Genomic DNA, 24,276 nt, shown 5'->3' on the forward strand with positions numbered 1-24,276 from the left:
GTGTCTCGGCCTCTGGACAGCGCAGGTCGGCACCGTATTGTGGGCTCCCGACAAGGGGTCCGAGGGGTAATTGATCTGCGCTCGCCCGGCGCGGATCCGGTTACCCAAAAGTAGAATCGGACTCCTCTGCAAGCCACGCACGGCACACCACCCCCGTCCCGGGCGTGCCGCGGACCGAGAAGTGAGGAGCGCCCGTGTCGGCCGTCCAGGAGGCCCAGGAGCGCCCGCGCGGCGCCCGCCTGCCGCGCAGCGCCCGCCGTGAACAACTGCTCGGTGCCGCGCAGGAGGTGTTCGTCGCCCAGGGCTACCACGCCGCGGCGATGGACGACATCGCCGACCGCGCGGGCGTCAGCAAGCCCGTCCTCTACCAGCACTTCCCCGGGAAGCTGGAGCTCTACCTCGCGCTGCTCGACAAGCACTGCGACGCCCTGGTCGACGCCACCCGGGACGCCCTCTCCGCCACCACCGACAACAAGCAGCGCGTGGCCGCCACCATGGAGGCGTACTTCAACTACGTCTCCAGCGAGTCCGGCGCCTTCCGCCTGGTCTTCGAGTCCGACCTGACCAACGAGCCCGCCGTGCGCGAGCGGGTCGAGCGGGCCGCCGACGCCAGCGCCACCCTGGTCAGCCAGGTGATCGCGGAGGACACCGACCTGCCCGACGCCGAGTCCAAGCTGCTCGCGGTCGGCGTCTGCGGCCTGGCCCAGATCACCGCCCGCTACTGGCTCTCGCAGAACCTGGAGATCCCGCGCGACGCCGCCGTCAAGCTGGTCGCCAGCCTGGCCTGGCGCGGCCTCAAGGGCTTCCCGATGCACCCGGGCGAGCAGGGCGCGGAGTCCCCCGCCGGCTGACCGGAGTCCCGCGGTGATCGCGGGACCTTCGCCGCCGGGCCGGGCAGGTGCTCTATGGTGAAGCCGTAAGACGCGACGGCCGCGAACTGCGGTTCGAGCGCACGGATGACTGCAAACCCGGAGGGACGGAAGCCGTGGAGGTCAAGATCGGCGTGCAGCACGCGCCCCGAGAGATCGTTCTCGAGAGCTCGCAGACTGCCGATGAGGTCGAGAGCGCGGTCGCCAAGGCGCTGGAGGGCACCACGAAGCTCTTCACGCTGACCGACGAGCAGGGCCGCCGCGTCATCGTCCCGGCCGAGCGCCTGGCGTACGTGGAGATCGGCGAGCCGAGCGTCCGCAAGGTCGGCTTCGGCACCATCTGACGCACCGGCAGCACCTGACGCTGTCTCAGGCGGACGGCCGCCCCTTCACCCGAAGGGGCGGCCGTTCCGCGTCCGGTGCGCGTACCACCGGTCCGTACGGGGTATGGCCCGGGTGGTACCCCCCGCCCCGGCCCCACACCTGGGAGGCAGCCCGTGGTCCTGCAGTCGATCGCCTTCGCCGTCATCGGACTGGCCGTCGCCGCCGTGGCGCTGGTGCTGTTCGCGGACTACTTCCCGAGTCCGAGGGCGCTGACCGTCTGCACCGCGGTGGTCTCGGCCCTGATCGGCGGGGTTGTCTCCGGCTACGCCCTGGACGACCGGCTGCCCGGCCTGGCCCTGCTCTTCTCCGCGGTCAGCTCGGCCCTGCTGCTCTCGGTGCTGGCCCGCCCGGACCGCGCGGCCGGCCACGGCCGCCACCGGCACGCCTGAGGCGCCCTCCGGTCAGGAGGCCAGCCCCAGCGCGGCCATCCGCCGGGTGTGCGCCTCGGTGATCCGGTTGAACATCTTGCCGACCTCGACCAGGTCGAAGCCCTGCACCTCGGCGCCGCCGACCAGCAGGTTGGAGAGCGCGTCCCGCTCCGCCACCACCCGCTGGGCCTGGCTGAGCGCCTCGCCCATCAGCCGCCGGCCCCAGAGCGCCAGCCGGCCGCCGACCCGCGGGTCCTCCTCGATCGCCTGCCGCACCCGGTCGACCGCGAACTGGGCGTGCCCGGTGTCGGCGGAGACGCTGAGCACCAGGTCCCGGGTGTCGTCGTCCAGCCGGACGGCCACCTCGCGGTAGAAGTCGGTCGCGATGGCGTCGCCGACGTACGCCTTGACCAGGCCCTCCAGCCAGTCCGAAGGCGCGGTCATCCGGTGGAAGTTCTCCAGCGGCTCGACGAACGGGGTCATCACCTCGGTCGGATCCGCGCCGACCTCGACCAGCCGGTCGTGCAGCTGCTGGTAGTGGTGGTACTCGTTGGAGGCCATCTTGGCCAGCGCGGCCTTGTCGACCAGCCCGGGCGCGAACTTGGCGTCCTCCGCCAGCCGCTCGAAGGCGCTCAGCTCGCCGTAGGCCAGCGCCCCCAGCAGGTCCAGCACGGCGGCCCGGTACCCCGGGTCGGCGGCCCTGGCCTCCCACCCGCCGATGGAGGCGGGAGCGTCGGAAGTGGCGGAAGCGTCCAGCGGGGTGCCGTCGTCGGCGGCCTGAGTCTCCATTCCCGCCACCCTAGTGCCTCCCCCTGAGCAGGGACGGTCGGCACGGAGTAGGGCACGTCACGTGTTCGAGTCGTCGCCTGACTGTATGGTGGTAGTGAGGCCCGATGTATCCGGGCGGCACATGAAGGTGCCGCGCAGGACACCGGGCGTTCACGTACGCGGATGCCCGGTCGGAGAGCCGATCGGCTCCGACCATGGCCCGGACTTCGGGCCCTGGCACCGCATCAGTGGCCGAGCGAGGGCCGCCGCGGACCGCGCCTCCCCCCGGCGCAAGGTCCCGCGCCGCGCCCCTCAAGGGAATCCTCCCCGACGCCGCCGCACCCCGCGCCCCGAACCGGGCCGCTCGGGTCGGCAGGGCACAGGGGCCGGCGCGGTTGTGCGACCTCGTGACGACGGGACGGGCTGTGACACGGCCCGCGACCGAACACGGGGCTGCCACGCCGCCTCTCTCGCTCTCGGCCCACCCACACGGAAGAGGCAGCACCCTGTCCACCACCGCTGAACCCACCAAGACCACCTTCCGGGACCTGGGCGTCCTGGCCGAGACCGCCGAGGCCCTGGAGTCCGTCGGGATCGTCCACCCCTTCCCGATCCAGGAGATGACCCTGCCGGTCGCGCTGACCGGCCACGACGTCATCGGCCAGGCCAAGACCGGCACCGGCAAGACCCTCGGCTTCGGCCTCCCGCTGATCGAGCGGGTCGTCGTCAAGGCCGACGTGGACGCCGGCCGGGCCACCGCCGACCAGCTCTCCGACAGCCCGCAGGCGCTCATCGTGGTGCCCACCCGCGAGCTCTGCACCCAGGTCACCAACGACCTGCAGACCGCCGGCAAGGTCCGCGGCGTCCGCGTCCTCGCCATCTACGGCGGCCGGGCCTACGAGCCGCAGGTCGAGGCGCTCAAGAAGGGCGTCGACATCATCGTCGGCACCCCGGGCCGCCTGCTCGACCTGGCCGGCCAGCGCAAGCTGGACCTCTCCAAGGTCCGCGCGCTGGTCCTCGACGAGGCCGACGAGATGCTCGACCTGGGCTTCCTGCCGGACGTCGAGAAGATCATCACCATGCTGCCGGCCAAGCGGCAGACCCTGCTCTTCTCCGCCACCATGCCCGGCCAGGTCATCTCGCTGGCCCGCCGGTACATGAGCCAGCCGACCCACATCCGGGCCACCGCTCCGGACGACACCGGCACCACCGTCGCCAACATCGAGCAGCACGTCTTCCGCGCGCACTCGCTCGACAAGGTCGAGATGGTCGCCCGCATCCTGCAGGCCGACGGCCGCGGCCTGGCGATGATCTTCTGCCGCACCAAGCGCACCGCCGCCGACGTGGCCGACCAGCTGACCCAGCGCGGCTTCGCGGCCGGCGCGGTCCACGGCGACCTCGGCCAGGGCGCCCGCGAGCAGGCGCTGCGCGCCTTCCGCTCCGGCAAGGTCGACGTGCTGGTCTGCACCGACGTCGCCGCCCGCGGCATCGACGTCGAGGGCGTCACGCACGTCATCAACTACCAGTGCACCGAGGACGAGAAGACCTACCTGCACCGGATCGGCCGCACCGGCCGCGCCGGCGCCTCGGGCACCGCCGTCACCCTGGTCGACTGGGACGACATCCCGCGCTGGCAGCTCATCAACAAGGCGCTGGACCTGCCGTTCACCGACCCGGAGGAGACCTACTCCACCTCGCCGCACCTCTACGAGCTGCTCAAGATCGCGCCCGGCACCACCGGTGTCCTGCCGCGCTCCGAGCGCACCCGGGCCGGCCTGAAGGCGGAGGAGATCGAGGACCTCGGCGAGACCGGCGGCCGCGGCTCCCGCACCCGCGGCGGCCGTCGCGGCGCGGCCGCGCCCGAGGCGCCCGCCGCCGAGAAGCCGGCCCGCAAGCCGCGCGAGCGCCGCCGCACCCGCGGCGGCGTGGGCGCCGACGGCCAGCCCGTCGCCGAGGCCCCCGCCACCGAGACCGCCCCGGTCATCCCGGCCCAGGCCGGCGAGGCCACCCCGGCCGTCGAGGGCGACGCCCCCAAGCGCCGCCGCCGTCGCCCCCGCGCCGCCGCCACCGAGGCCGCCGCCGTCGAGGCCCCCGCCACTGAAGCCGCCCCGGCGGCCGACGGCGAGGCCCCCAAGCGCCGCACCCGGACCCGCACCCGCCGCCCGGCCGCGGAGACCCCCGCCGCCGAGTAACCCGCGCCACCCCGTGCCGCCCTCCGGGCCGCCCGGAGGGCGGTTAGGGGCGCGGGGAACTGCGCGAATCGGAAGACACAGACCCGTGTGCCGGGTACGGACAGCCACTTGCACGTGAGCCTCCGTACCCGGCACACGGGTTTCGTCCTTCCGCCGCGCGCAGTTCCCCGCGCCCCCGGTGTAACCACCACCAACCCGGCGCCGCAGGCCCCACGCCACCCGCAGACCCCCGCGCGCCCCCAGGGTGACCACCACCAACCCGCCGCCGCAGACCACCGCGCCCCCGATGTAATCGCCACCGCCCCGGCGCCGCAGGCCTCGTGCCCCGGGGTCATGGCCGCCACCGCCGCGCCGCAGGCCCTACGCTCTGCGGGGTGAGCACTCCCCCCTTCCTGAAGCTGCCCGTCTGCGCCAGTGCCGTCCGGCTGGCCACCGCCCGGGGGAGCTTCGCCGCCTTCGTGGGGGAACCGGCCGGCCCGGTCCGCGGTACCGCCCTGCTGGTCCCTGGCTTCACCGGGAGCAAGGAGGACTTCATCGCCCTCCTGGAGCCGCTCGCCGAGCGCGGCTACCGCACCGTCGCGGTGGACCAGCGCGGCCAGTACGAGACCGAGGGTCCGGCCGACGCCGCCGCGTACGCGATCGGCGAGCTGGCGCTGGACGTGCTGGCCCTGACCGCCGCGCTGCCCACCGACGCCCCGCGCCACCTGCTGGGCCACTCCTTCGGCGGCCAGGTCTCCCGGGAAGCGGTCCTGACGGCCCCTCAGCCCCTCCCGTGGAGCTCGCTGACCCTGCTCTCCACCGGCCCCGCGGCGATCGACCCGCCCGAGGCGGCCCGGACCGGGCTGCTCGTCGACGCGCTGGCGGGCGGTCTGACGCTGGAGGAGATCTGGCAGCTGATGCGGGAGATGGACCAGGACGACGACAGGCCCGCCCCGGATCCCGAGATCGGTGCGTTCCTGCACCGCCGCTGGCTGGCCAACCGCCCCGAGGCGCTGATCGCGATGGGCGGCCACCTGACCGCCGCCCCGGACCGGGTGGCGGAGCTGGCGGCCACCGGCTTGCCGGCCCAGGTGGTCTCCGGTGAGCGGGACTACGCCTGGCCGGTGGAGGAGCAGATCGCGATGGCCGGCCGGCTCGGCGTCCCGCACACCACCGTCCCGGGGGCGCTGCACTCCCCCAACGCGGAGCAGCCCGCCGCCACCGCCGCCGTGCTCGCCGGTTTCTGGGACCTGACCTGACGTAATGCCCCCGTGCCGGGTACGGCGCGGGCGCTCCACGGGCACAATTTCTTTAGTTCAGGTAATATTTGATTCTGTCCGGGAATCACTGAGCCCGGCGCCTGGTTGCAGACCTCGGAGCACACCGGCGCCGATGCGCCGAAACCGGGACTTAACGGGCGGGCAATCGCCCGGATTCAGCAGTGCGAGACCGTACGAAGCAGGACAGCACCACACCCGGACGACGAAGACCGAGCTGTCACAAGCGCCCCACCTCGGGTGGGGCAGGGAAGGGAGCGACCCATGCGTTTCGAGATCCTCCGCCTGGACGACATCCAGGGTGCCGCCACCGACCGCCTGATCGCCGACGCGGACACCGTCCGCGAGTACGTGGAGCGGGCCGCCCGCACCGGCGAGCGCATCTACATCCGCCCGTGCAAGACGGCCTGACCGCCGCAGGGCCGGCCGAGGCCGGGTCCGACGCCCCGAGAGTCACCGACGCCCCGCTCACCCCGTCCGGGTGACGGGGCGTCAGTGCGTTCCCGCACGGGCCAGGCCGCGCCGCCCCGCACGGCCGGACGGGGCCCCGCACACGTTTGCCGCGCCCTCGGGCGGGACATCCCCCAACGGGGCTGCCCACCACCCCCGGCGGAGCCGCACTCCATCCGGGTGATCGTCCTTGACGCGGCGCTCCGGGAGGAGGACCGTTGTCCGTCATGAGGGGCGAGCCAAGCTGCCCGAGGTGTGGCGCCCGGGTCCGCGCACCCGGTCTCTTCTCCGACACCTGGCAGTGTGACCAGCACGGCGCGGTCCATCCCATGCAGCCCGTGCTGCCGCCGAGCGTGGAGGCCCTGGGGGTCGCCGTCGCCCGTTCGCAGGTGCCCGTCTGGCTGCCCTGGCCGCTGCCGGTCGGCTGGCTGTTCACCGGGATCGCGCACGCGGGTGACGACGTGTCAGGGGCCCGCGCCACCGCGGTGGCCTGCTCCGGCCCGGCCCCGCTCGGCGGGTTCGGCGAGCTGGTGCTGGTGGCCGAGGAGCTGGGCGTCGGGCTCGGTGCCCGGTACGCGGGGCTGCCCGGGCCGGATCCGGGCGACTCGGTCTCGCTCTACAAGCCCGCCGACGCCAAGCTGACCGCGGCCGGCCGGCCCACACCGATGTTCCACGTCCCGGACGCGCCGGACGACCGCGCGGTGTACGTCGGCGAGGCGCGCGGGCTCTGGCTCTGGGCGATCGCCTGGCCCGAGCAGTCGGCGCTGATGATGCACGACGAGCTGGTCCTGACCGACCTGCGGGACGCCGGGGCGGAGCTCGGCCTGCTGCCCTGCGGGGCGCCCTCGCCGCGCCTGCTGGGGTAGCGGCCGTCTCCTCCGTCGGGTCACGGCTGCGACGTCGTGCGACTCCGCCGCGCGGGCGGGCGCCGTCGGGGTGGGTGCCCCGGCGGCGCCCGCACGGCCCGGTCGAGGGGACGGCCCCGGCGGCTCCCCGGGGCCGTCGGGTCGTAGGCTGAGCGCCCACGACACCCGGACCGAGGAGCGACCAGCCCGTGCGCATCGACCTGCACGCCCACAGCAACGCCTCGGACGGCACCGACTCCCCCGCCGAGCTGGTCGCGGCCGCCGTGGCGGCCGGGCTGGACGTGGTGGCGCTGACCGACCACGACACGGTGGCCGGGTACGGCGAGGCGGCGGAGGCGGTGCGCGGCACCGGGCTGACCCTGGTGCCCGGGGCGGAGCTGTCCTGCCGGACCGGCGGGATCTCGATGCACCTGCTGGCGTACCTCTTCGACCCGGCCGAGCCGGAGTTCGCGGCCGAGCGCGAGCTGGTCCGCACCGACCGGTTCCGCCGGGGCCGGGCGGTGGTGGAGAAGTGCGTGGAACTCGGGGCGCCGATCAGCTGGGAGCAGGTGGAGCAGATCGCCGGGAACGGCAGCGTCGGGCGGCCGCACATCGCCAGCGCGCTGGTCGAGGCCGGGGTGGTGCCGGACGTCTCGGCGGCCTTCACCGCGGACTGGCTGGCCAACGGCGGCCGGGCCGACGTGCCCAAGCACGAGACCGACCCGGTGACGGCCGTCCGGCTGGTCCGGGCGGCCGGCGGGGTGCCGGTCTTCGCCCACCCGGGTGCGGTGAAGCGCGGCCGCACGGTCTCGGAGGACACCATCCGGGAGCTGGCCGGGGCGGGCCTCGGCGGCCTGGAGGTCGACCACATGGACCACGACCCCGAGACCCGGGAGCGGCTGCGCGCCCTGGCCGGGGAGCTGGGGCTGCTGGCCACCGGCTCCAGCGACTACCACGGCAGCCGCAAGACGGTCCGGCTCGGCGAGCACACCACCGACCCGGCGGTCTACGAGGCCCTGCTGGCCCAGGCCACCGGAGCCGCCCCGATCACCGGCTGACCTCGCGTCAGGGCTCGACGGACCGGACAATTCGTCACATGAGCCGCGTACCACCCCAGTCGACGGACGCCCGCCGATGAGCTTCTTCGACCTCACGACCTTCGGGTCGCTGTTCGTCACCCTGTTCGTGATCATGGACCCGCCGGGGACCATCCCGATCTTCCTGGCGCTGACCTCCGGCCGGGCGGCCAAGGTGCAGCGGAAGATGGCCTGGCAGGCCGCGGCCGTGGCGCTCGGGGTGATCACCTGCTTCGGCCTGTTCGGCCAGCAGATCCTGGACTACCTGCACGTCTCGATCCCGGCGCTCCAGGTCTCCGGCGGCATCCTGCTGCTGCTGATCGCGCTGGACCTGCTCACCGGCAAGATCGAGGAGCCGACCCAGACCAAGGACGTGAACGTCGCCCTGGTCCCGCTCGGCACCCCGCTGCTGGCCGGTCCCGGGGCGATCGTCGCGGTGATCCTGGCGGTGCAGGGGGCCGACGGCGCGGCCGAGGAGTTCTCGGTCTGGACGGCGATCGTGGCCATGCACGTGGTGATGTGGCTGACCATGCGGTTCTCGCTGGTGATCATCCGGGTGATCAAGGAGGGCGGCGTCGTCCTGATCACCCGGCTGTCCGGGCTGCTGCTCTCGGCCATCGCGGTACAGCTGGTGGCCAGCGGCGTCTACGGCTTCATCAAGGACTACCGGTAGCACTGACCCCGCGTCAGCCCAGCGGCACGCCGCGCCGCTCCGGGTCGCGCAGGTCGGTGCCGTGCCGCAGCCAGCGCTCCTCCAGCTCGGCCGCGCCGTGCACCCGCTTGTGCGCCGCCTCGTTGGGCGTCATCGGCAGCAGCGGCAGGAAGCGGACCGGTTCGGCCGGCTCCGGCAGCTCCAGGTCGGGCACCAGGCCGCCGGGCTCGCCGGTCAGCACCGAGGTGAACGGGGCGCCGGCCCAGAGCGGGGAGCCGAGGTCCAGCGAGGCGCCGGGGGCCACCACCAGGCCCTCGACCTGAGGGGTGGCGGCGAAGGTGGCCAGCGTGCGGAGCACGTCGTCGCGCCCCCCACGGACCGTCAGCACCAGTTCGGTGCGCGGCCCGCGGACCGGGTCGGCCACCACCGCGGTGGGGTCGGTCATCGGCGCAGCTGACATTCCGAGGGTGACGTACCTCACCAGTCCGGCCCCGTCGGGGCCGAAGCGCAGCACCTCGATCCGGTCCGCGCCCAGGAAGGTGACGGCGGCCCGGCCGCTCGGTTCGCCGAAAGTCGCCAGCAAGCGGGCCTCGACGGCGGCCAGCACGGCCGTGCGGGAGAGCTCGGCGGGGTCGTGGAAGTCGTGCGCCATGGGCAGACCCTAACGCCCGGTTGACAGCCGGGGCGCGCAGACCCCCAGCGCTGGCGGCCCGTCAACTGTTAGGGTATGGAGCTGGCCACTGGGGCATCACTCCACCCACAGGGCCACGACGTGAAGGAGGTGGTTGCGGTGGATACCAGCCGACCATGCAGTACCGGCAGCTCTGCCCGGCCGCGTCGCCTCCGCTCCGTCCTCGTCACCCTCGTCTGAGGCCCCTCTCCGCAGGGCACCGTCCGATCGCCCAGCAGATCGGCCGAGCGAGCACCTGAGGCAGCGTCACGTCCGGCCGGGAGAGCACCTTCCCCGAAGCCGCAGCGTCCAAACCGCGCCCCAGCAAGGCAGCAGGACTTCTTCCCCGGCTCCGGAAACACCGGCCTCGGCCGCTACGAACGTGCCGCCCGCTCCGCCGCACCACGGTCTGCCCACAGCTCCGCCGTGCGACGGTTCCTGCCCGAGGAGCCCGTCATGTCGATGATCGACAACCTCCGTGCCGTCGTCCGCCCGCGTCCGCGCCGCACCGCGCCCACGTACGACGCCACCGCCGGCGACCAGACCTCGTCGGCCGTGGTCGACTGCGCCGTCTACCTGGACGGCAAGCGGGCCGGTGCCAAGTGCAGCCCCCGCGAGGCGGCCCGCCAGGTCCGCGCGGCCCGGGAAACGGATGCAGGATCGTTCAGCTGGATCGGCCTGCACGAGCCCACCGAGGCCGAGTTCGAGGGCATCGCCCAGCGCTTCGGCCTGCACCCGCTGGCGGTGGAGGACGCGGTGCACGCGCACCAGCGCCCCAAGGTGGAGCGCTACGACGACGTGCTGTTCGCGGTCTTCAAGACCATCCGCTACGTGGAGCACGACGCGCTCACCCCGACCAGCGAGGTGATCGAGACCGGCGAGCTGATGGTCTTCGTCGGCGCCGACTTCGTGATCACCGTCCGGCACGGCGGCCACAGCTCGCTCACCCAGCTGCGCCGCCGGCTGGAGAGCGACGGCGGCGGCGAGCTGCTGGCCAAGGGCCCGTCCGCCGTGCTGCACGCCATCGCCGACCAGGTGGTGGACCAGTACCTGCTGGTGGCCGACCGCCTGCAGGCCGACGTGGACGACATCGAGTTCGACGTCTTCGCCAACAAGGGCGGGCGCGGCGCCGACGTCGGCCGGGTCTACCAACTCAAGCGCGAGGTGCTGGAGTTCAAGCGCGCCGTGACCCCGCTGCTGCGCCCGATGCAGCAGCTCTCCGAGCCGGGCCAGCGGCTGGTCGACCCGGACATCCGCAAGTACTTCCGCGACGTGGCGGACCACCTGACCCGGGTGGTCGAGCAGGTGCACGGCTTCGACGAGCTGCTCAACTCGCTGCTCCAGGCCAACCTGGCCCAGGTCTCGGTGGCGCAGAACGAGGACATGCGCAAGATCACCGCCTGGGCGGCCATCTTCGCCGTCTCCACCATGGTCACCGGCGTCTACGGGATGAACTTCGACTACATGCCGGAGCTGCACTCCAAGTACGGCTACCCGATCGTGATGGCCTGCATCGGGGTGCTCTGCGTCGGCATGTACCGGGGCTTCCGCCGCAACGGCTGGCTCTGACGCACCGTCAGGCCCGGCTCTGGCCCCGGACCACCAGGGCCAGGCCGGCCAGGATCACCACCAGCGCCGGGTAGGCGGCCACCGGCGGCAGCTGGCCCAGCCAGAGGGCGGCGATCAGCGCCGCACCCGGGGTCTCCAGCAGGATCGCGGTCGAGGTGACGGTGGGGCCCAGGGTCCGCACCACCCGGTTGCTCAGCGAGTGGCCGAGCAGCTGGGCGGCCACCATCAGCAGCGCGATCTGGCCCCAGACCCCGGCGTCCCACCCACCCATCGGGGTGCCGGCGACCAGGCAGATCACCAGCAGCACCACCGCGGTGGTGGAGTAGCAGACCAGCGTGTACGCCGTGGTGCTGACGGTCCGCCGGACCTCGGCGCCCAGCAGCATGTACCCGGCGGCGGCCAGCCCCGCGCCGAGCGCCAGCGCGTCCCCGAGCAGCGCGCGCGGCGAGAGCGACATGTCGACACCGGTCAGCACCAGCACCCCGGCGAAGGCCACACAGGTGCCGATCCAGACCAACCGGGGCGCGCGGTGGCCGAGCAGCCGCATCAGCAGGATGGTCCAGAGCGGGGTGGTGGTGACCAGCGCGGTGGCCGAGGCCACCGAGGTCATCCGCAGGCTGGGCATCCAGAGCGCGAAGTGCAGCCCCAGCAGCACACCGGCCGCCACCGCCAGCAGCAGCGCCCGGCGGCCGATCCCGCGCAGCTCGGCCCGGTGCCGCAGCAGCGCGTACGGGCCGAGCACGCCCACCGACATGACGTTGCGCCAGAACGCGATGGCCAGCGCGGGGGCGGCGGTCGCGGTGATCAGCGGGGCGGAGAGCGAGATGCCGGTGATCGAGACGGCCAGCAGCACCAGGTCCGTCCTGGGCAGCGCGGCCCGGGCGGGCGCGGCGGCGGGCGCCTGGGCGGCGGTGACGGTCTCGGACCGGGCGGCGGGCACGGTGCTCCTCGGGGTGGTGCTCAGGGTGGTGCTCGGGTTTCGGCTCTTACCGTAAGGGCTGTGACGGCCGGACGGAACTGTCGTCCTGCCTGCTGGGACATCCGGCGGACGGCAAGCCGTACGCTGTGCGCCATGGAGCCCACGATCGCCGCCGACGACCTGCTGGACCGCGCCCTGCTGGAGGAGGCCGCCAAGAAGTCCGGCCTGCTCTGGGTGCGCGCCGACGGGCAGCCGCAGGCCAGGCCGGTCTGGCACGCCTGGCACGACGGCGCGGTGGTGGTGGTCGGCGACGGCGCCGAACAGCCGCTGCACGGCCTGACGGCCGGTCAGGGCGCCGAGGTCACGGTGCGCAGCAAGGACAAGTGGGGCCGGCTGACCGCCTGGCCCGCCCGGGTCAGCGAACTCGCCCCGGGCAGCGAGGCCTGGGCGGGCGCGGTCGAGGAGCTCAAGGGCAAGCGCCTGAACGCCCCCGACACCGACACCATCGGTGACCGCTGGGCCCGCGAGTGCCGCGTGCTCCGCCTGGAGCCGGCCGGTGCCCTCTCCGAGAAGCCCGGCGCGATGCCGGAGGTCTCCCACCAGGCCGTCCCGATGCCCACGGACGCCACCACCCGCCAGCCCATCCCGGCCGGCCTCCCCAAGCTCCTCTTCAAGCGCTCCCGCTGACCCGGCCGGCCGGAGGCCGGCCAGGGGCGCGAGGAACTGCGCGAATCGGAAGACACAGACCCGTGTGCCGGGTACGGAGAGCCACTTGCACGTGAAGGCCCGTACCCGGCACACGGGTCCCGTCCTCCCGCCTCGCGCAGTTCCCCGCGCCCCCGGGGTGACCACCACCAACCCGGCACCGCAGCACCCGCCCTCGGGGTGACCACCTTCCTCCCGCCCCCGGGGGAGCACCCCGCTTGACCCTGACACCGTGTCAGCCCTTGGAGTACCCCTCGTCATGTTCAGCATCGGAGACTTCGCGAAGCACGGCCGGGTGTCGGTCCGGATGCTCCGCCACTACGACGCCATCGGCCTGCTCGCCCCGGCCCGGGTGGACCCGTTCACGGGTTACCGGGGCTACGAGGCGGCCCAGCTGGCCCGGCTCAACCGGATCATCGCGCTCAAGGACCTCGGCTTCACCCTCCAGCAGGTGGCGGGGATCATCGACGAGCAGGTGTCCCCGGAGGAGCTGCGCGGCATGCTGCGCCTGCGCAGGGCCGAGCTGGCGGAGGCGGTGGCGGAGGCCGAGAGCCGCCTCACCCGGGTGGAGTCGCGGCTCCGGTCGATCGAGAGCGAGGGGCACATGCCCACCGAGGACATCGTGGTGAAGGGCCTCCCGGCGGTCCGGGTGGCCCGGCTGTCCGCCGTGGCGGAGAGCTTCGGGCCGGAGCACATCGGCCCCGTCATCGACCCGCTGTTCGGGCGGCTCTGCGCCCTGGTCGAGGAGGCGGGCCTCACCGTCGCCGGGCCCGGCCTGGCGTACTACGAGGAGGCCGAGCCCGGGTCCGAGCGGGTCCGGGCGTACGCCGCGCTGCCGGTGAACGCCGCGCCCGACCCGGCGTACGGGTTCGAGGTCGCCGACCTGCCCGCCGTGGCCCGGGCCGCCACCCTGGTGCACCGGGGCGCGATGGACCAGGTGCTGCCGGCCGAGCAGTTGATGGCCCGGTGGGCCGAGGCCACCGGCGAGCGGGCCGTCGGGTACGTCCGCGAGCTCTACCTGGAGTGCGAGGGCCCGCAGACCACCTGGGTCACCGAGCTCCAGCAGCCCCTCGCCTGACGCCCGCTCGACCCAGGTCCCTGACGCCCGCTCAGCCCAGGCCCAGCGCCGCCGCGTTGGACCACTCGCGGGTGGAGAGCACCAGCCGGTAGCCGTCCGGGTCCTCGACCGTCACGCCCCACTGGTCCCAGTAGGGGTTGTGCGCGGGGACCCGGCGGCCGCCGTGCGCCTCCAGCCGCTCCACCAGCTCCTGCGGGACCTCCTCGCCCAGGTAGACCACCAGCAGGTCCTCCACGGTCGGCACCGGCTGGATCTCCCCCGCGTCGACCAGTTCCAGGTGCCAGGCGGCGTCCGGCCAGCCGGCCATCAGCAGCGCGTGCTTCCCGGAGCCGGGCTCCGGCTGCGAGCGCCAGAGCACGCTCAGCCCGAGCCCGCCGATCCAGAACCGCTCCGCCGCCGCCAGGTCCCTGCTCGGCCGGGCGATCCGTACGTGTGCCGAACCGTTCATGCGCAATCCCCTCCCACGTCGTGTGACGACCGCTCCGTCTGACGGATGATCAAGTAGCCGACCGTACCGCGCAGCAGCCGGTCGGCGGGCTGCCGCCCTCCCGGGCGGGTAGCCTGGGCCGCGGATCGTCGCGAGGAGGAAGCCAATGGCAGGGCCGGGCACCCGGGTCTTCATCTCGCACCTCTCGGGGGTCGCGGTCTTCGACCCGAACGGCGACCAGGTCGGCCGGGTGCGCGACGTGGTGGTGTCGCTGCGGATCGGCGGCCGCCCGCCCCGGGTGCTGGGCCTGGTGGTCGAGGTGGTCGGCCGGCGGCGGATCTTCCTGCCGATGACCAGGGTCACCAGCCTGGAGTCCGGCCAGGTGCTCACCACCGGTGTGATCAACATGCGGCGGTTCGAGCAGCGCCCCTCCGAGACCCTGGTGCTGGCCGAGCTGCTGGACCGCACCGTCACCCGCACCAAGACCTCCGAGGAGGTCACCGTGCTGGACGTGGCGATGGTGCAGACCCGGGTCCGCGAGTGGGAGATCAGCAAGGTCTTCGTCCAGGTCGGCAAGGTCTCCCGGCTGCGCAAGGCCAAGGGCGAGACGCTGACCCTGGACTGGTCCGCCGTCAGCGGCTTCTCGCTGGCCGAGGAGGGCCAGGGCGCGGCCAACCTGCTGGCCACCTTCGAGCAGCTCCGCCCGGCCGACCTGGCCAACGTGATGCACCACCTCTCCCCCAAGCGCCGTGCCGAGGTGGCCGCCGCCCTCGACGACGACCGGCTGGCCGACGTGCTGGAGGAGCTGCCGGAGGACGACCAGGTCGAGATCATCGGCAAGCTCCAGGAGGAGCGCGCCGCCGACGTGCTGGAGGCGATGGACCCGGACGACGCCGCCGACCTGCTCTCCGACCTCCCCGAGGAGGCGGCCGAGCGGCTGCTGCGGCTGATGGAGCCGGAGGACGCCGCGTCCGTCCGACGCCTGCTCAGCTACGAGGAGAACACCGCCGGCGGTCTGATGACCACCGAGCCGATCGTGCTGGAGCCGGACGCCACGGTGGCCGAGGCGCTGGCCCGGGTCCGGGTCTCCGACCACAAGCCCGCGCTGGCCGCCCAGGTCTACGTCTGCCGGCCGCCGAACGAGACGCCGACCGGCAAGTACCTGGGCACCATCCACTTCCAGCGGCTGCTGCGCGAGCCCCCGTACACCCTGGTCGGCTCGCTGGTCGACGACGACCTGGACCCGCTGCCGCCGGACACCCCGCTGCACCTGGTGACCAGTTACCTGGCCGCCTACAACATGGTGGCCGCGCCCGTGGTGGACGAGGCCGACCACCTGCTCGGCGCCGTCACGGTCGACGACGTGCTCGACCACCTGCTGCCGGACGACTGGCGCGAGGAGGCGCTGCACGCGGGGGACGCGCACGACGCGCAGGACCACGAGAGCGAGGTGACCACCGGTGGACGGTGACCGCAAGAGCCGGCGGGAGGACTCCCCGCGCCAGCGCCTCCAGGGCGAGCTGCGGGAGCTCCGCCAGCTGCGCGAACTGCGCGCCCGCGAGGGCACCCAGCGCGGCAGCCGCCCCGAGCGCGGCCGCCCCGAACCGAGCGGCCCCGTCCGGGCCCGGCTGGACCAGCCGCGCACCGCCCGCCCCGGGCTGATCTCGCTGCCCGCCTACGACCCCGAGGCCTTCGGCAAGCTCTCCGAGCGGATCGCCCGCTTCCTCGGCACCGGCCGGTTCATCGTCTGGATGACGGTGGTGATCATCGCCTGGGTGGTCTGGAACACCGTGGGGCCGGTGAGTTGGCGCTTCGACGACTACCCGTTCATCTTCCTCACCCTGATGCTCTCGCTCCAGGCCTCCTACGCCGCCCCGCTGATCCTGCTCGCGCAGAACCGCCAGGACGACCGGGACCGGGTCAACATGGAGCAGGACCGGGCCCGCAGCGACCGCAACATCGCCGACACCGAGTACCTCACCCGCGAGGTCGCCGCCCTGCGGCACGGCCTCGGCGAGGTCGCCACCCGCGACTTCGTCCGCTCCGAACTCCAGGCCCTGCTGAAGGAACTCGACGAACGCCGGGACCACGCCGACACGTTGTGACCCTCCGCACGTTACTCCCCGGTCGGCGGGATGCCGCCGGGCCGTACCATCAAGGCATGGCGAACGAGACTGAGGTCCCGGCAGGCGTCACGGAGGACTCCGTACGCACCGCGCTGGCGACCGTCAACGACCCGGAGATCAACCGACCGATCACCGAGATCGGCATGGTGAAATCGGTCGAGATCGGTGCCGGCGGCGCGGTGAAGGTGGCGGTCTACCTGACCGTCTCCGGCTGCCCGATGCGCGAGACCATCACCGAGCGGGTCACCACCGCCGTCGCCGCCGTGCCCGGCGTGACGGAGGTTCAGGTCGAGCTGGACGTGATGAGCGACGAGCAGCGGCGCGAGCTCTCCCAGCTGCTGCGCGGCGGCGCGCCCGAGCGCGAGATCCCCTTCGCCAAGCCCGGCACCCTCACCCGGGTCTACGCCGTCGCCTCCGGCAAGGGCGGCGTCGGCAAGTCCTCGGTCACCGTCAACCTGGCCGCCGCGATGGCCGCCGACGGCCTCAAGGTCGCCGTGGTCGACGCCGACATCTACGGCCACAGCGTGCCCCGCATGCTCGGCGTCGAGGGCCGGCCGACCCAGGTCGAGGACATGATCATGCCGCCGTCGGCGAACGGCGTGAAGGTCATCTCGATCGGCATGTTCACCCCCGGCAACGCGCCGGTGGTCTGGCGCGGCCCGATGCTCCACCGCGCCCTCCAGCAGTTCCTGGCCGACGTCTACTGGGGCGACCTCGACGTCCTCCTGCTGGACCTCCCGCCCGGCACCGGCGACATCGCCATCTCGGTCGCCCAGCTCGTCCCGAACGCCGAGATCCTGATCGTCACCACCCCGCAGATGGCCGCCGCCGAGGTGGCCGAGCGGGCCGGCACCATCGCCCTGCAGACCCACCAGAAGATCGTCGGCGTCATCGAGAACATGTCGGGCATGCCCTGCCCGCACTGCGACGAGATGATCGACGTCTTCGGCACCGGCGGCGGCCAGACCGTCGCCGACGCCCTCACCCGCTCCGTCGGCGCCACCGTCCCCGTCCTCGGCTCCATCCCGATCGACGTCCGCCTGCGCGAGGGCGGCGACGACGGCCGCCCGGTCGTCCTCTCCAACCCCGACTCCCCGGCCGGCGCCGCCCTGCGCACCATCGCCGGCAAGCTCGGCGGCCGCCAGCGCGGCCTCTCCGGCCTCTCCCTCGGCCTCACCCCCAAGAACAAGTTCTGACCGAGCGTCAGCACCGAGGGCCCCGGAACTCGTTCCGGGGCCCTCGGCGTTCCCGGTTCGTGAGGGGACGGGCGGGTGTGCGGCTGGTGCCGGTGTCGGCGGGGGCGTTGCTGTTGAGCGCCTCGGTGACCGGGGAGGCCGAGGGGCGGTATCCGGGGTACCAGGAGAACCACGCGGGGCTGGCGTCCCTGCTGCTGGTGGTCGCGGTGGCGGCGGCGGTGGGGGCGCTGGTGGCCGCCCGGCGGGGCCCCCGGGCGCGGTTCGTGGGGGTGGGGCTGGTCTGCTGCGTGCTGGTGGTGGCGGGCGCCTGGCGGGGCCGCGCGCTGGAGCCGATGCTGGACTGCCTCGGGTACCCGAGGGTGGCGCAGCAGCAGGACGGGTCCTACCGCTGCGCCCCGTGAGCCGTCAGCGGCCGTTGTAGACCGTCAGGTCGGGGACGGTGGAGAAGCCGGCGCCGTAGGCGCTGACGCCGCGGCCGTAGGCGCCGAGGAGGACGCCCGGGGCCTCGCCCGCGAGGACCCAGCCGTACTCGGACTCGCGGTAGCGGAAGGGCTGCGGGAGGCCGTTGACGGGGAGGCTGAGGGGGGACCAGCCGGGGCCGTCGAGGTCGTCGGCGAGGTCCCAGGCCAGGGCGGTCTGCTGGTCGAGCCAGTCCTGGCGCAGGGCGCGGTCGAGCTGGCCGGGCCAGGTGGCGGCGAGCAGGCCGGAGCCGGCCAGCCAGGCGGCGGAGGAGGCGGAGGTGGCCTCCAGCGTGCCGGTGTTGTCGGCGCTGCGCCGGGAGTCGCGGCGGGCCACGGTGACCACCACGGCGAACTTGCGGACGTCCCGGGGCTCGTAGGCCTTGGCGGGCTCGTCCCCGTGGCCGAGGGTGCCGTAGTCGACGGGGGCGCCGTCGCGGCCGCTCGCGCCGGCCTGCATCAGCCAGCGCCGTCCCGTCCAGCCGTCGTCCAGGCCGTACCAGGGGAAGTCGGCGGACTGGTAGGGCGCCAGGGGGTCCGCGGCGGGGCGCTTCTGCGCACCGACCGGGGCCCCCACCGTCGTGCTGCTCGCGTCCATCCCGGTCCTCCTTGGTCACACCGCCGATTTGCACTCAGCACAGTAGCGGGCGGCGGACGCCGACGCCCCGCGCAGCGGGGCTGGCGGGGCGGTGCGGTGGCGCGGGCTGACGGAAGGTCAGGTGGCGTCCGGGTCGAAGGGCGGGCGCTCGCCGGTCTTGAGCGGCTCGACGGTGACCGGCGGGGCGGACTTGGTCAGGTCGGCGACGGCGCGGTTGGGCGCGGGCTCGTCGTTGAGGACCGACTTGATGTCCAGGCCGTCCCGGATCTCCTTGAAGCCGAGCGGGTCCTCGTTGCCCCCGAGCAGCTGCTTGCGGACGAAGGTCTTGGGGTTCAGGTCCTCGAAGTCGAAGTCCTTGAAGTCCGGGCCGAGCTCGCTGCGGATGTCCTGCTTGGCGTTGTCGGCGAAGGACCTGACCTTGCGGACGAAGCCCATCACGTCCTGGATCAGCTTCGGCAGCTTGTCCGGGCCGAAGATCACGATGGCCAGGATGACGATCGTCAGCAACTCAAGTGGGCCTATGTCAGTGAACACCCGAGCTCCCGGCGCTGAAAAAGAGGTCTGGACAGCAGTCAGTACAGAGTAAACGGCCCCGGCGCCGACCAGGGATGCCCCCGGATGAAGCTGTGGCAAAAAAGCGTCCCGCCGGGGCCCTGGCGGGCACCGGCGGGACGGTGATCAGCGGAAGTAGTGCTGCGGACCGGAGGGCGACCCGTCGGGCCGCCCGCTGGGCGAGGCGGTGGGGCGGGCGCCTCTGGCCGGCTGGACCGCGCGCTCGCCCTGGAAGTCCACCGGGACCACGGCCGCCCCGCCGGAGCCGGAGCCGCTGACCGGGGAGATCCGGGTGGGCACCGGCTGGCCGGAGACGGCGCCGACGCCGCCCAGGGTGACCGCCGCGACCGAGAAGGCCCCGGCCGCCGCGAAGACGAAGCGCCGCCCGCGCGGGGCCGACGCCCGGACCACCGGGGGCAGTTCGGCCAGCGCGGCCAGCGGGCGGACGGCCGCGGCCAGGGGCCGGACCGCGGCGGACCGGCGGGCCCTCGGGTCGAGCCCGGGCAACGGGCTGCCGGCGCCGAGCGCGCCGCCGCCGAAGGAGGCACCGGCGCCGCGGCCGAAGGAGCCGCCGGTGAGCCGGCTGCCGCCGAAGGTGCTGGGGCCCGGTTCGGGCAGCGGCCCGGAGGCCGGCAGGCCGGCGAGCGGCTGCCCGGGGCCGCCGGGCAGGTCCTCGTCGTCGGGCAGGGCCGCCACCGCGAGCAGACGGGCCATCAACAGGCCGGAGGGCTCGGGGACGGCGGTGCGGGTGAGGAGCTGCTTGGCCGCCCGGCTCTCGTCCGCCTCGGCGAGGCAGTCGGCGCAGGTGGCGAGGTGGGACTGGACCCGCTCGCGGTCGTCGTGGTCGAGCTCGCCGTCCACGAAGGCGGCCAGCCGGTCGCCCAGGTGGTGCTGCCCGGGGGCGGGTGCCGCGGCGGGGACGGGGTGAAGCTCCGTCAGGGGCTCGGCCCGGCGGCCGAGTGCGGCCCGGACGCTGCCGCGCCGGGACCTCCCGGTGGAGCCGGCGGAACTCACGCCGGCCCCCGTTCGCCCCCGGACCCGGCGGCCACCGCCACCGGCTCGGCCCCGCCGCGCCGGACCCGGCCCGGCGCGCTGCCGGGGGCCCGGTGCTTGAGCGCGGCCCGCAGGTGCGAGCGGCCACGGTGGATGCGGGAGCGCACGGTGCCGAGCTTCACGCCCAGCGTCGCGGCGATCTCCTCGTAGGAGAGGCCCTCGATGTCGCAGAGCACCACGGCCGCGCGGAACTCGGGCGCCAGGGTGTCCAGCGCCTGCTGGACGTCGGCGTCGAAGTGGGTGTCGCTGAAGTGCTGGGCCGGGCTCGGCTCCTTGGACGGCAGCCGCTCGGCGGCGTCCTCGCCCAGCGCGTCGAAGCGGATCCGCTGACGGCGGCGGACCATGTCCAGGAAGAGGTTGGTGGTGATCCGGTGCAGCCAGCCCTCGAAGGTGCCGGGCGTGTAGGTGGAGAGCGAGCGGAACACCCGGACGAAGACCTCCTGGGTCAGGTCCTCGGCGTCGTGCTGATTGCCCGTCAGGCGGTAGGCGAGCCGGTACACCCGGGCGCTGTGCGCCTCGACGATCTCCGCCCAGCTCGGCGGCGTCCAGGTCTGCGCGTCGGGGCCCTCGGCGAAGGTCGCGAGCGGGGCGGCGTCCGCCGCGGAGTCGGCTGCGGTCGACGTGTCCAGGGTGGAGTGCGCAGGCTGGTTCATCACGGGCTTCGGCGTACGGGCCGACGCGCTGCCGTAGGAGTGCCACGGCATCGGGGCGTCGCCCTCGGCCACACCTCCTCGGTCGGCTCTTCTGCCCAGCAGGGCCACCACCATATCCACCTCACCCGTCAGATCCGGATAAAGCACCGATTCCGGCTGCACCCACGGTGCTCCGTGCGCCGATCACCGGCCGTCTCCCGGTACAACGGCCCGTCTTCGAACGCGGTTCCCGCGCGGCCAGTAACCTGTGGCTGGAAATATCGACATCCGGCGCTCCGGAAGAGGCAGCCATCACCGAGTTCGGGCCCGCGCGAGCGGCACTCGCCGACAGCTACGTCGGCGAGGACGCGGTGCTGACCTACGCCCGGGCGCACTCCGCCCGGATCGGGGTGCAGGCGATCGGGCCGAGCGGCGGGGCCGCGCTGCGGCTGCTGGCGGCGGCGCTGGACGCCAAGGCGGTGGCCGAGATCGGCACCGGCACCGGCGTGTCCGGGGTCTACCTGCTGCGCGGGATGCGGCCGGACGGCGTGCTCACCACCGTCGACCTGGAGCCGGTGCTCCAGCAGTACGCCCGCGAGGCGTACCAGGCGGCGGGCTTCGCGGCCAACCGGGCCCGGTTCATCCCGGGCCGGGCGCTGGACGTGCTGCCGAGGCTCGCGGACGGCCAGTACGACCTGGTGTTCTGCGACGGGGACCCGGCCGAGTCCCGGGCGTACCTTGCAGAATCGTTGCGCCTGCTCCGGCCGGGCGGGATGGTCTGCTTCGAGGGCGTGTTCCAGCAGGGCCGGCTGGCCGAGCCCGACCTCGACGACCCCGCCACCCACTCGGTGCGCGAACTGGTCCGGGACGTCCGGGAGAGCGAGCTGCTGCTGCCCGCGCTGCTGCCGGTCAGCGACGGGCTGCTCTGCGCCGTCAAGCGCTGAGGGACCGTCAGCACGGGGACAACGCGAAGCCCGGTTCCGGAGGTCCGGAACCGGGCTCAGGTCTGCGGTCTCCGAGGAGAACGCGGCAGCACCCGCTGTGTCAGCCGGTGACGTTCTTCAGAGCCTCACCGAGGGCGCTCGCCTCGTCCGGCGTGAGCTCCACCACCAGGCGTCCGCCGCCTTCGAGCGGAACGCGCATGATGATGCCCCGCCCCTCTTTGGTGACCTCGAGCGGGCCGTCACCCGTCCGCGGCTTCATGGCCGCCATGCTCGTTCCCCTTCCTGCAAACCGCTCAACTACGTCCCGGCAGTCCGTCCACCGCCGGTATCGAACGCATTGATCGGAAGCCATTATCCCGCATCCGGAGCCCGGATGACCAACGTCACTCTCTCCGCGCCACCCGCCGCACCCCTGCGAGGTGCCCGGTGGACGGCCGGAACCCCCGGTGGCACGAGGTGTGCGGCGCCGCGAAAAGGTGCCCGAGCTCACACTCCCTCATGCCACTGACAGTCGGGCATCCTGGCACCGTCCCACCCTCAGACACCGGGAGCTGCGGTCCATGTCGGACTCCGTGCTGTACGAAATCGACGGCGGCCTCGCCGTCATCACCATCAACCGCCCCGAGGCGATGAACGCCCTGGACACGGCCACCAAGGTGGCCCTGCGGGACACCGTGACCGCCGCCGCCGAGGACTCGGCCGTCCGGGCGGTGCTGCTCACCGGAGCGGGCGGGAAGGCCTTCTGCGTCGGCCAGGACCTCAAGGAGCACCTCGGCCTGCTGCAGGCGGCCGACGAGGGCGGGGCCCCGGCCCTGCGCACCGTCGCCGAGCACTACAACCCGCTGGTGCGGGCGCTGGCCGGGATGAACAAGCCGACGGTCGCGGCGGTCGGCGGCGTGGCGGCCGGGGCGGGCGCCTCGCTGGCCTTCGCCTGCGACTTCCGGATCGTGGCCGACACGGCCGGCTTCAACACCTCCTTCGCGGGCGTCGCGCTGACCGCCGACTCCGGGGCCTCCTGGACCCTGCCGCGGCTGGTCGGGCACGCCCGGGCGACCGAGCTGCTGATGTTCCCGCGCACCGTGAAGGCGGCCGAGGCGGCCGAGCTCGGCCTGGCCACCAAGGTGGTGCCGGCCGAGGAACTCGCCGCCACCGCACGGGAGTTCGCCCAGCGTCTGGCCAAGGGGCCGACGGTGGCGCTGGGCGCCATCAAGACCGCGCTGGCCTACGGCGCGACCCACTCGCTGAGCGAACTGCTGGACAAGGAGGACGAGCTCCAGACCCTGGCCGGCGAGAGCCAGGACCACCGGATCGCGGTGGCCGCCTTCCTCGCCAAGGAGCAGCCCGAGTACCTCGGCCGCTGACGCACACGGCTGCGCCACCAGGGCGCGAGGAACTGCGCGAGTCGGAAGGCGGCTCACCTGCAACTGAGGGCACGTCAGCCAGTTGCACGTGCTGCCGTTCCCCTGCGCGCAGTTCCCCGCGCCCCGAAGCCCCTTGCGGGGCTACCGGGCGTGGCAGTCGGCCAGGTGGTCGTTGACCAGGCCGCAGGCCTGCATCAGGGCGTAGGCGGTGGTGGGGCCGACGAAGCGGAAGCCCTGCTTCTTGAGCTCCTTGGCCAGCGCGGTGGAGGCCGGGGTGACGGCCGGCACGTCGGAGAGGGCGTGCGGGGCCGGGCCGGGTTCGGGGGCGTGACGCCAGATCAGGGCGTCCAGGCCGCCGTCGAGTTCGCGGGCCACCCTGGCGTTGGCGATGGTGGCCTCGATCTTGGCCCGGTTGCGGATGATGCCGGTGTCCTGGAGCAGCCGCTCCACGTCCTCCGCGCCGAACTCCGCCACCCGCTCGATCGCGAAGCCCGAGAAGGCCGCCCGGAAGCCCTCCCGGCGGCGCAGGATGGTGATCCAGGACAGCCCGGACTGGAAGGCCTCCAGCGCCACCCGCTCGAACAGCGCGTCGTCGCCGTGCACCGGCCGGCCCCACTCGGTGTCGTGGTAGACCCGGTAGTCGTCGGCCGAGTCGCCCCAGCCGCAGCGCTTCAGGCCGTCCGCGCCGAGCACCGCGCCGCCGGTCATCAGGCGTCCCCGTCCCGGCCCTTGGTCAGCTCGACGGCGGTGGTCACCGTGGAAGCGGCCTCCGCGGCGGCGGCGGAACCGGCGCCGGCCGGGACCGCGGCGGCCTCCAGCTCGGCGATCCGGGTGTCCCGGAGGGCGAGCTCGGCGCCGAGCCGGTCCAGCACGTCGTCCACCTCGTCCATCCGGTAGCCGCGGACGGCCATCGGCAGGCGGATCTCGTCCACGTCGGTGCGGCTCAGCGGCCGGTCCTGCGGGAGCCGGGCGGCGATCCGGTCGTGCTCCGCCTCGGGCAGGGTGCCGCCCCCGCCGAGGGCCACCAGGGCCGTCCCGCCGATCACCACGGCCATCGCCACCACGACCAACCAGAACACGAGCTGTCCTCCAGTACTCCGGTGGGCCCGGCACGAGACGAGAGAGATG

Annotated in this window: 29 protein-coding genes; 18 read left to right on the top strand and 11 right to left on the bottom strand. The window is 73.7% G+C overall.

Annotation, left to right across the window (positions count from 1 at the left end):
- Nucleotides 1-194: 194 nt before the first annotated feature.
- From ACIA8O_RS30230 to ACIA8O_RS30240, 3 genes are all read left to right on the top strand, one after another.
- Entirely contained in the window at nucleotides 195-851 is a 657-nt protein-coding gene (locus tag ACIA8O_RS30230; protein WP_396297142.1) for a TetR/AcrR family transcriptional regulator, read from the top strand.
- A gap of 134 nt (nucleotides 852-985) precedes the next feature.
- Nucleotides 986-1,213 carry a DUF3107 domain-containing protein gene (locus tag ACIA8O_RS30235; RefSeq protein ID WP_345287327.1) on the top strand — a complete coding sequence of 76 codons (228 nt, stop codon included), beginning with the start codon at nucleotides 986-988 and terminating at the stop codon, nucleotides 1,211-1,213.
- Nucleotides 1,214-1,366: 153 nt separating this feature from the next.
- Nucleotides 1,367-1,642: a hypothetical protein gene (locus ACIA8O_RS30240; protein ID WP_396297143.1), complete on the top strand. Its 276-nt coding sequence runs from the start codon at nucleotides 1,367-1,369 to the stop codon at nucleotides 1,640-1,642.
- A 12-nt stretch (nucleotides 1,643-1,654) separates the two neighbouring features.
- Here the strand turns inward: ACIA8O_RS30240 and ACIA8O_RS30245 are convergent, their stop codons facing one another.
- The gene (locus ACIA8O_RS30245) at nucleotides 1,655-2,410 is read right to left on the bottom strand and encodes a ferritin-like fold-containing protein (RefSeq protein ID WP_396297144.1); all 756 of its coding nucleotides are present in this window, start codon (nucleotides 2,408-2,410) and stop codon (nucleotides 1,655-1,657) included.
- Between the two features lie 599 nt (nucleotides 2,411-3,009).
- Here ACIA8O_RS30245 and ACIA8O_RS30250 point away from each other — a divergent pair.
- The 6 genes from ACIA8O_RS30250 (at nucleotide 3,010) to ACIA8O_RS30275 (ending at nucleotide 8,881) form a co-directional block, all read left to right on the top strand.
- Nucleotides 3,010-4,581: a DEAD/DEAH box helicase gene (locus tag ACIA8O_RS30250; RefSeq protein ID WP_396297203.1), complete on the top strand. Its 1,572-nt coding sequence runs from the start codon at nucleotides 3,010-3,012 to the stop codon at nucleotides 4,579-4,581.
- Nucleotides 4,582-4,955: 374 nt separating this feature from the next.
- Nucleotides 4,956-5,819 carry an alpha/beta fold hydrolase gene (locus ACIA8O_RS30255; protein WP_396297145.1) on the top strand — a complete coding sequence of 288 codons (864 nt, stop codon included), beginning with the start codon at nucleotides 4,956-4,958 and terminating at the stop codon, nucleotides 5,817-5,819.
- Between the two features lie 282 nt (nucleotides 5,820-6,101).
- Nucleotides 6,102-6,248, top strand: coding sequence for a hypothetical protein (locus ACIA8O_RS30260; protein WP_345287319.1), 147 nt, complete (start codon nucleotides 6,102-6,104; stop codon nucleotides 6,246-6,248).
- A gap of 266 nt (nucleotides 6,249-6,514) precedes the next feature.
- Entirely contained in the window at nucleotides 6,515-7,153 is a 639-nt protein-coding gene (locus ACIA8O_RS30265; protein WP_396297146.1) for a DUF6758 family protein, read from the top strand.
- 188 nt (nucleotides 7,154-7,341) lie between these two features.
- A complete protein-coding gene (locus ACIA8O_RS30270) occupies nucleotides 7,342-8,190 on the top strand; it encodes a PHP domain-containing protein (RefSeq protein ID WP_396297147.1) in 849 nt (282 codons plus the stop codon).
- A gap of 76 nt (nucleotides 8,191-8,266) precedes the next feature.
- Nucleotides 8,267-8,881, top strand: coding sequence for a MarC family protein (locus tag ACIA8O_RS30275; RefSeq protein WP_396297148.1), 615 nt, complete (start codon nucleotides 8,267-8,269; stop codon nucleotides 8,879-8,881).
- Nucleotides 8,882-8,894: 13 nt separating this feature from the next.
- Here ACIA8O_RS30275 and ACIA8O_RS30280 read toward each other — a convergent pair whose 3' ends face one another.
- Nucleotides 8,895-9,512, bottom strand: a complete 618-nt coding sequence (locus ACIA8O_RS30280; RefSeq protein ID WP_396297149.1) for a suppressor of fused domain protein — start codon at nucleotides 9,510-9,512, stop codon at nucleotides 8,895-8,897.
- A gap of 474 nt (nucleotides 9,513-9,986) precedes the next feature.
- Between ACIA8O_RS30280 and corA the strand changes: the two genes are divergently transcribed.
- A complete protein-coding gene (corA, locus tag ACIA8O_RS30285; RefSeq protein WP_396297150.1) occupies nucleotides 9,987-11,099 on the top strand; it encodes a magnesium/cobalt transporter CorA in 1,113 nt (370 codons plus the stop codon).
- 7 nt (nucleotides 11,100-11,106) lie between these two features.
- On the opposite strand, the gene ACIA8O_RS30290 is transcribed toward corA, so the two are convergent.
- Complete coding sequence (locus tag ACIA8O_RS30290; protein ID WP_396297151.1) at nucleotides 11,107-12,039, bottom strand: DMT family transporter; 933 nt, start codon at nucleotides 12,037-12,039, stop codon at nucleotides 11,107-11,109.
- A 132-nt stretch (nucleotides 12,040-12,171) separates the two neighbouring features.
- Between ACIA8O_RS30290 and ACIA8O_RS30295 the strand changes: the two genes are divergently transcribed.
- The gene (locus tag ACIA8O_RS30295) at nucleotides 12,172-12,705 is read left to right on the top strand and encodes a hypothetical protein (RefSeq protein ID WP_396297152.1); all 534 of its coding nucleotides are present in this window, start codon (nucleotides 12,172-12,174) and stop codon (nucleotides 12,703-12,705) included.
- Between the two features lie 277 nt (nucleotides 12,706-12,982).
- Nucleotides 12,983-13,801: a MerR family transcriptional regulator gene (locus ACIA8O_RS30300; protein ID WP_396297153.1), complete on the top strand. Its 819-nt coding sequence runs from the start codon at nucleotides 12,983-12,985 to the stop codon at nucleotides 13,799-13,801.
- 31 nt (nucleotides 13,802-13,832) lie between these two features.
- Here ACIA8O_RS30300 and ACIA8O_RS30305 read toward each other — a convergent pair whose 3' ends face one another.
- Nucleotides 13,833-14,249: a VOC family protein gene (locus ACIA8O_RS30305; protein WP_396297154.1), complete on the bottom strand. Its 417-nt coding sequence runs from the start codon at nucleotides 14,247-14,249 to the stop codon at nucleotides 13,833-13,835.
- Between the two features lie 145 nt (nucleotides 14,250-14,394).
- On the opposite strand from ACIA8O_RS30305, the gene ACIA8O_RS30310 reads away from it, so the two are divergent.
- The 4 genes from ACIA8O_RS30310 (at nucleotide 14,395) to ACIA8O_RS30325 (ending at nucleotide 17,951) form a co-directional block, all read left to right on the top strand.
- Nucleotides 14,395-15,699 carry a magnesium transporter MgtE N-terminal domain-containing protein gene (locus ACIA8O_RS30310; RefSeq protein WP_396297155.1) on the top strand — a complete coding sequence of 435 codons (1,305 nt, stop codon included), beginning with the start codon at nucleotides 14,395-14,397 and terminating at the stop codon, nucleotides 15,697-15,699.
- On the top strand, nucleotides 15,689-16,333 hold the full coding sequence (locus ACIA8O_RS30315) for a DUF1003 domain-containing protein (protein WP_396297156.1): 645 nt from the start codon (nucleotides 15,689-15,691) through the stop codon (nucleotides 16,331-16,333). Before ACIA8O_RS30310 ends, ACIA8O_RS30315 begins: the two co-directional genes overlap by 11 nt.
- 56 nt (nucleotides 16,334-16,389) lie before the next feature.
- On the top strand, nucleotides 16,390-17,550 hold the full coding sequence (locus ACIA8O_RS30320; protein WP_396297157.1) for an Mrp/NBP35 family ATP-binding protein: 1,161 nt from the start codon (nucleotides 16,390-16,392) through the stop codon (nucleotides 17,548-17,550).
- Between the two features lie 77 nt (nucleotides 17,551-17,627).
- A complete protein-coding gene (locus ACIA8O_RS30325) occupies nucleotides 17,628-17,951 on the top strand; it encodes a hypothetical protein (RefSeq protein ID WP_396297158.1) in 324 nt (107 codons plus the stop codon).
- 4 nt (nucleotides 17,952-17,955) lie between these two features.
- On the opposite strand, the gene ACIA8O_RS30330 is transcribed toward ACIA8O_RS30325, so the two are convergent.
- The 4 genes from ACIA8O_RS30330 to sigE all read right to left on the bottom strand — a co-directional run bounded on the left by ACIA8O_RS30330 (nucleotide 17,956) and on the right by sigE (nucleotide 20,864).
- Nucleotides 17,956-18,606, bottom strand: coding sequence for a hypothetical protein (locus ACIA8O_RS30330; protein ID WP_396297159.1), 651 nt, complete (start codon nucleotides 18,604-18,606; stop codon nucleotides 17,956-17,958).
- A 117-nt stretch (nucleotides 18,607-18,723) separates the two neighbouring features.
- On the bottom strand, nucleotides 18,724-19,140 hold the full coding sequence (locus ACIA8O_RS30335) for a sec-independent translocase (protein ID WP_396297160.1): 417 nt from the start codon (nucleotides 19,138-19,140) through the stop codon (nucleotides 18,724-18,726).
- 144 nt (nucleotides 19,141-19,284) lie between these two features.
- Nucleotides 19,285-20,172 carry a zf-HC2 domain-containing protein gene (locus ACIA8O_RS30340; protein WP_396297161.1) on the bottom strand — a complete coding sequence of 296 codons (888 nt, stop codon included), beginning with the start codon at nucleotides 20,170-20,172 and terminating at the stop codon, nucleotides 19,285-19,287.
- The gene (sigE, locus tag ACIA8O_RS30345) at nucleotides 20,169-20,864 is read right to left on the bottom strand and encodes an RNA polymerase sigma factor SigE (protein WP_396297204.1); all 696 of its coding nucleotides are present in this window, start codon (nucleotides 20,862-20,864) and stop codon (nucleotides 20,169-20,171) included. Before sigE ends, ACIA8O_RS30340 begins: the two co-directional genes overlap by 4 nt.
- 257 nt (nucleotides 20,865-21,121) lie before the next feature.
- On the opposite strand from sigE, the gene ACIA8O_RS30350 reads away from it, so the two are divergent.
- Nucleotides 21,122-21,787 carry an O-methyltransferase gene (locus ACIA8O_RS30350; RefSeq protein ID WP_396297205.1) on the top strand — a complete coding sequence of 222 codons (666 nt, stop codon included), beginning with the start codon at nucleotides 21,122-21,124 and terminating at the stop codon, nucleotides 21,785-21,787.
- Between the two features lie 100 nt (nucleotides 21,788-21,887).
- Here ACIA8O_RS30350 and ACIA8O_RS30355 read toward each other — a convergent pair whose 3' ends face one another.
- Nucleotides 21,888-22,055 carry a DUF3117 domain-containing protein gene (locus ACIA8O_RS30355; protein WP_345287293.1) on the bottom strand — a complete coding sequence of 56 codons (168 nt, stop codon included), beginning with the start codon at nucleotides 22,053-22,055 and terminating at the stop codon, nucleotides 21,888-21,890.
- A gap of 292 nt (nucleotides 22,056-22,347) precedes the next feature.
- On the opposite strand from ACIA8O_RS30355, the gene ACIA8O_RS30360 reads away from it, so the two are divergent.
- The gene (locus ACIA8O_RS30360; RefSeq protein WP_396297162.1) at nucleotides 22,348-23,148 is read left to right on the top strand and encodes an enoyl-CoA hydratase-related protein; all 801 of its coding nucleotides are present in this window, start codon (nucleotides 22,348-22,350) and stop codon (nucleotides 23,146-23,148) included.
- Nucleotides 23,149-23,289: 141 nt separating this feature from the next.
- Here ACIA8O_RS30360 and ACIA8O_RS30365 read toward each other — a convergent pair whose 3' ends face one another.
- Both ACIA8O_RS30365 and ACIA8O_RS30370 read right to left on the bottom strand, forming a co-directional pair.
- A complete protein-coding gene (locus ACIA8O_RS30365; RefSeq protein ID WP_396297163.1) occupies nucleotides 23,290-23,856 on the bottom strand; it encodes a DNA-3-methyladenine glycosylase I in 567 nt (188 codons plus the stop codon).
- Nucleotides 23,856-24,227 carry a DivIVA domain-containing protein gene (locus ACIA8O_RS30370; RefSeq protein ID WP_396297164.1) on the bottom strand — a complete coding sequence of 124 codons (372 nt, stop codon included), beginning with the start codon at nucleotides 24,225-24,227 and terminating at the stop codon, nucleotides 23,856-23,858. The genes ACIA8O_RS30365 and ACIA8O_RS30370 overlap by 1 nt, the downstream gene beginning before the upstream one ends.
- Nucleotides 24,228-24,276 lie beyond the last annotated feature (49 nt).

Origin of the sequence: Kitasatospora sp. NPDC051853 (assembly GCF_044452665.1) — a bacterium.
Taxonomy (GTDB): domain Bacteria; phylum Actinomycetota; class Actinomycetes; order Streptomycetales; family Streptomycetaceae; genus Kitasatospora.

Excerpts from the sequence above, each read along its gene's own strand:
- ACIA8O_RS30245 (WP_396297144.1), bottom strand. The coding sequence starts at position 2,410 with ATGGAGACTCAGGCCGCCGACGACGGCACCCCGCTGGACGCTTCCGCC.
- ACIA8O_RS30250 (WP_396297203.1), top strand. The coding sequence starts at position 3,010 with ATGACCCTGCCGGTCGCGCTGACCGGCCACGACGTCATCGGCCAGGCC.
- ACIA8O_RS30260 (WP_345287319.1), top strand. The coding sequence starts at position 6,102 with ATGCGTTTCGAGATCCTCCGCCTGGACGACATCCAGGGTGCCGCCACC.
- ACIA8O_RS30265 (WP_396297146.1), top strand. The coding sequence starts at position 6,515 with ATGAGGGGCGAGCCAAGCTGCCCGAGGTGTGGCGCCCGGGTCCGCGCA.
- ACIA8O_RS30275 (WP_396297148.1), top strand. The coding sequence starts at position 8,267 with ATGAGCTTCTTCGACCTCACGACCTTCGGGTCGCTGTTCGTCACCCTG.
- ACIA8O_RS30280 (WP_396297149.1), bottom strand. The coding sequence starts at position 9,512 with ATGGCGCACGACTTCCACGACCCCGCCGAGCTCTCCCGCACGGCCGTG.
- corA (WP_396297150.1), top strand. The coding sequence starts at position 9,987 with ATGTCGATGATCGACAACCTCCGTGCCGTCGTCCGCCCGCGTCCGCGC.
- ACIA8O_RS30295 (WP_396297152.1), top strand. The coding sequence starts at position 12,172 with ATGGAGCCCACGATCGCCGCCGACGACCTGCTGGACCGCGCCCTGCTG.
- ACIA8O_RS30300 (WP_396297153.1), top strand. The coding sequence starts at position 12,983 with ATGTTCAGCATCGGAGACTTCGCGAAGCACGGCCGGGTGTCGGTCCGG.
- ACIA8O_RS30305 (WP_396297154.1), bottom strand. The coding sequence starts at position 14,249 with ATGAACGGTTCGGCACACGTACGGATCGCCCGGCCGAGCAGGGACCTG.
- ACIA8O_RS30310 (WP_396297155.1), top strand. The coding sequence starts at position 14,395 with ATGGCAGGGCCGGGCACCCGGGTCTTCATCTCGCACCTCTCGGGGGTC.
- ACIA8O_RS30320 (WP_396297157.1), top strand. The coding sequence starts at position 16,390 with ATGGCGAACGAGACTGAGGTCCCGGCAGGCGTCACGGAGGACTCCGTA.
- ACIA8O_RS30330 (WP_396297159.1), bottom strand. The coding sequence starts at position 18,606 with ATGGACGCGAGCAGCACGACGGTGGGGGCCCCGGTCGGTGCGCAGAAG.
- sigE (WP_396297204.1), bottom strand. The coding sequence starts at position 20,864 with ATGAACCAGCCTGCGCACTCCACCCTGGACACGTCGACCGCAGCCGAC.
- ACIA8O_RS30355 (WP_345287293.1), bottom strand. The coding sequence starts at position 22,055 with ATGGCGGCCATGAAGCCGCGGACGGGTGACGGCCCGCTCGAGGTCACC.
- ACIA8O_RS30360 (WP_396297162.1), top strand. The coding sequence starts at position 22,348 with ATGTCGGACTCCGTGCTGTACGAAATCGACGGCGGCCTCGCCGTCATC.
- ACIA8O_RS30365 (WP_396297163.1), bottom strand. The coding sequence starts at position 23,856 with ATGACCGGCGGCGCGGTGCTCGGCGCGGACGGCCTGAAGCGCTGCGGC.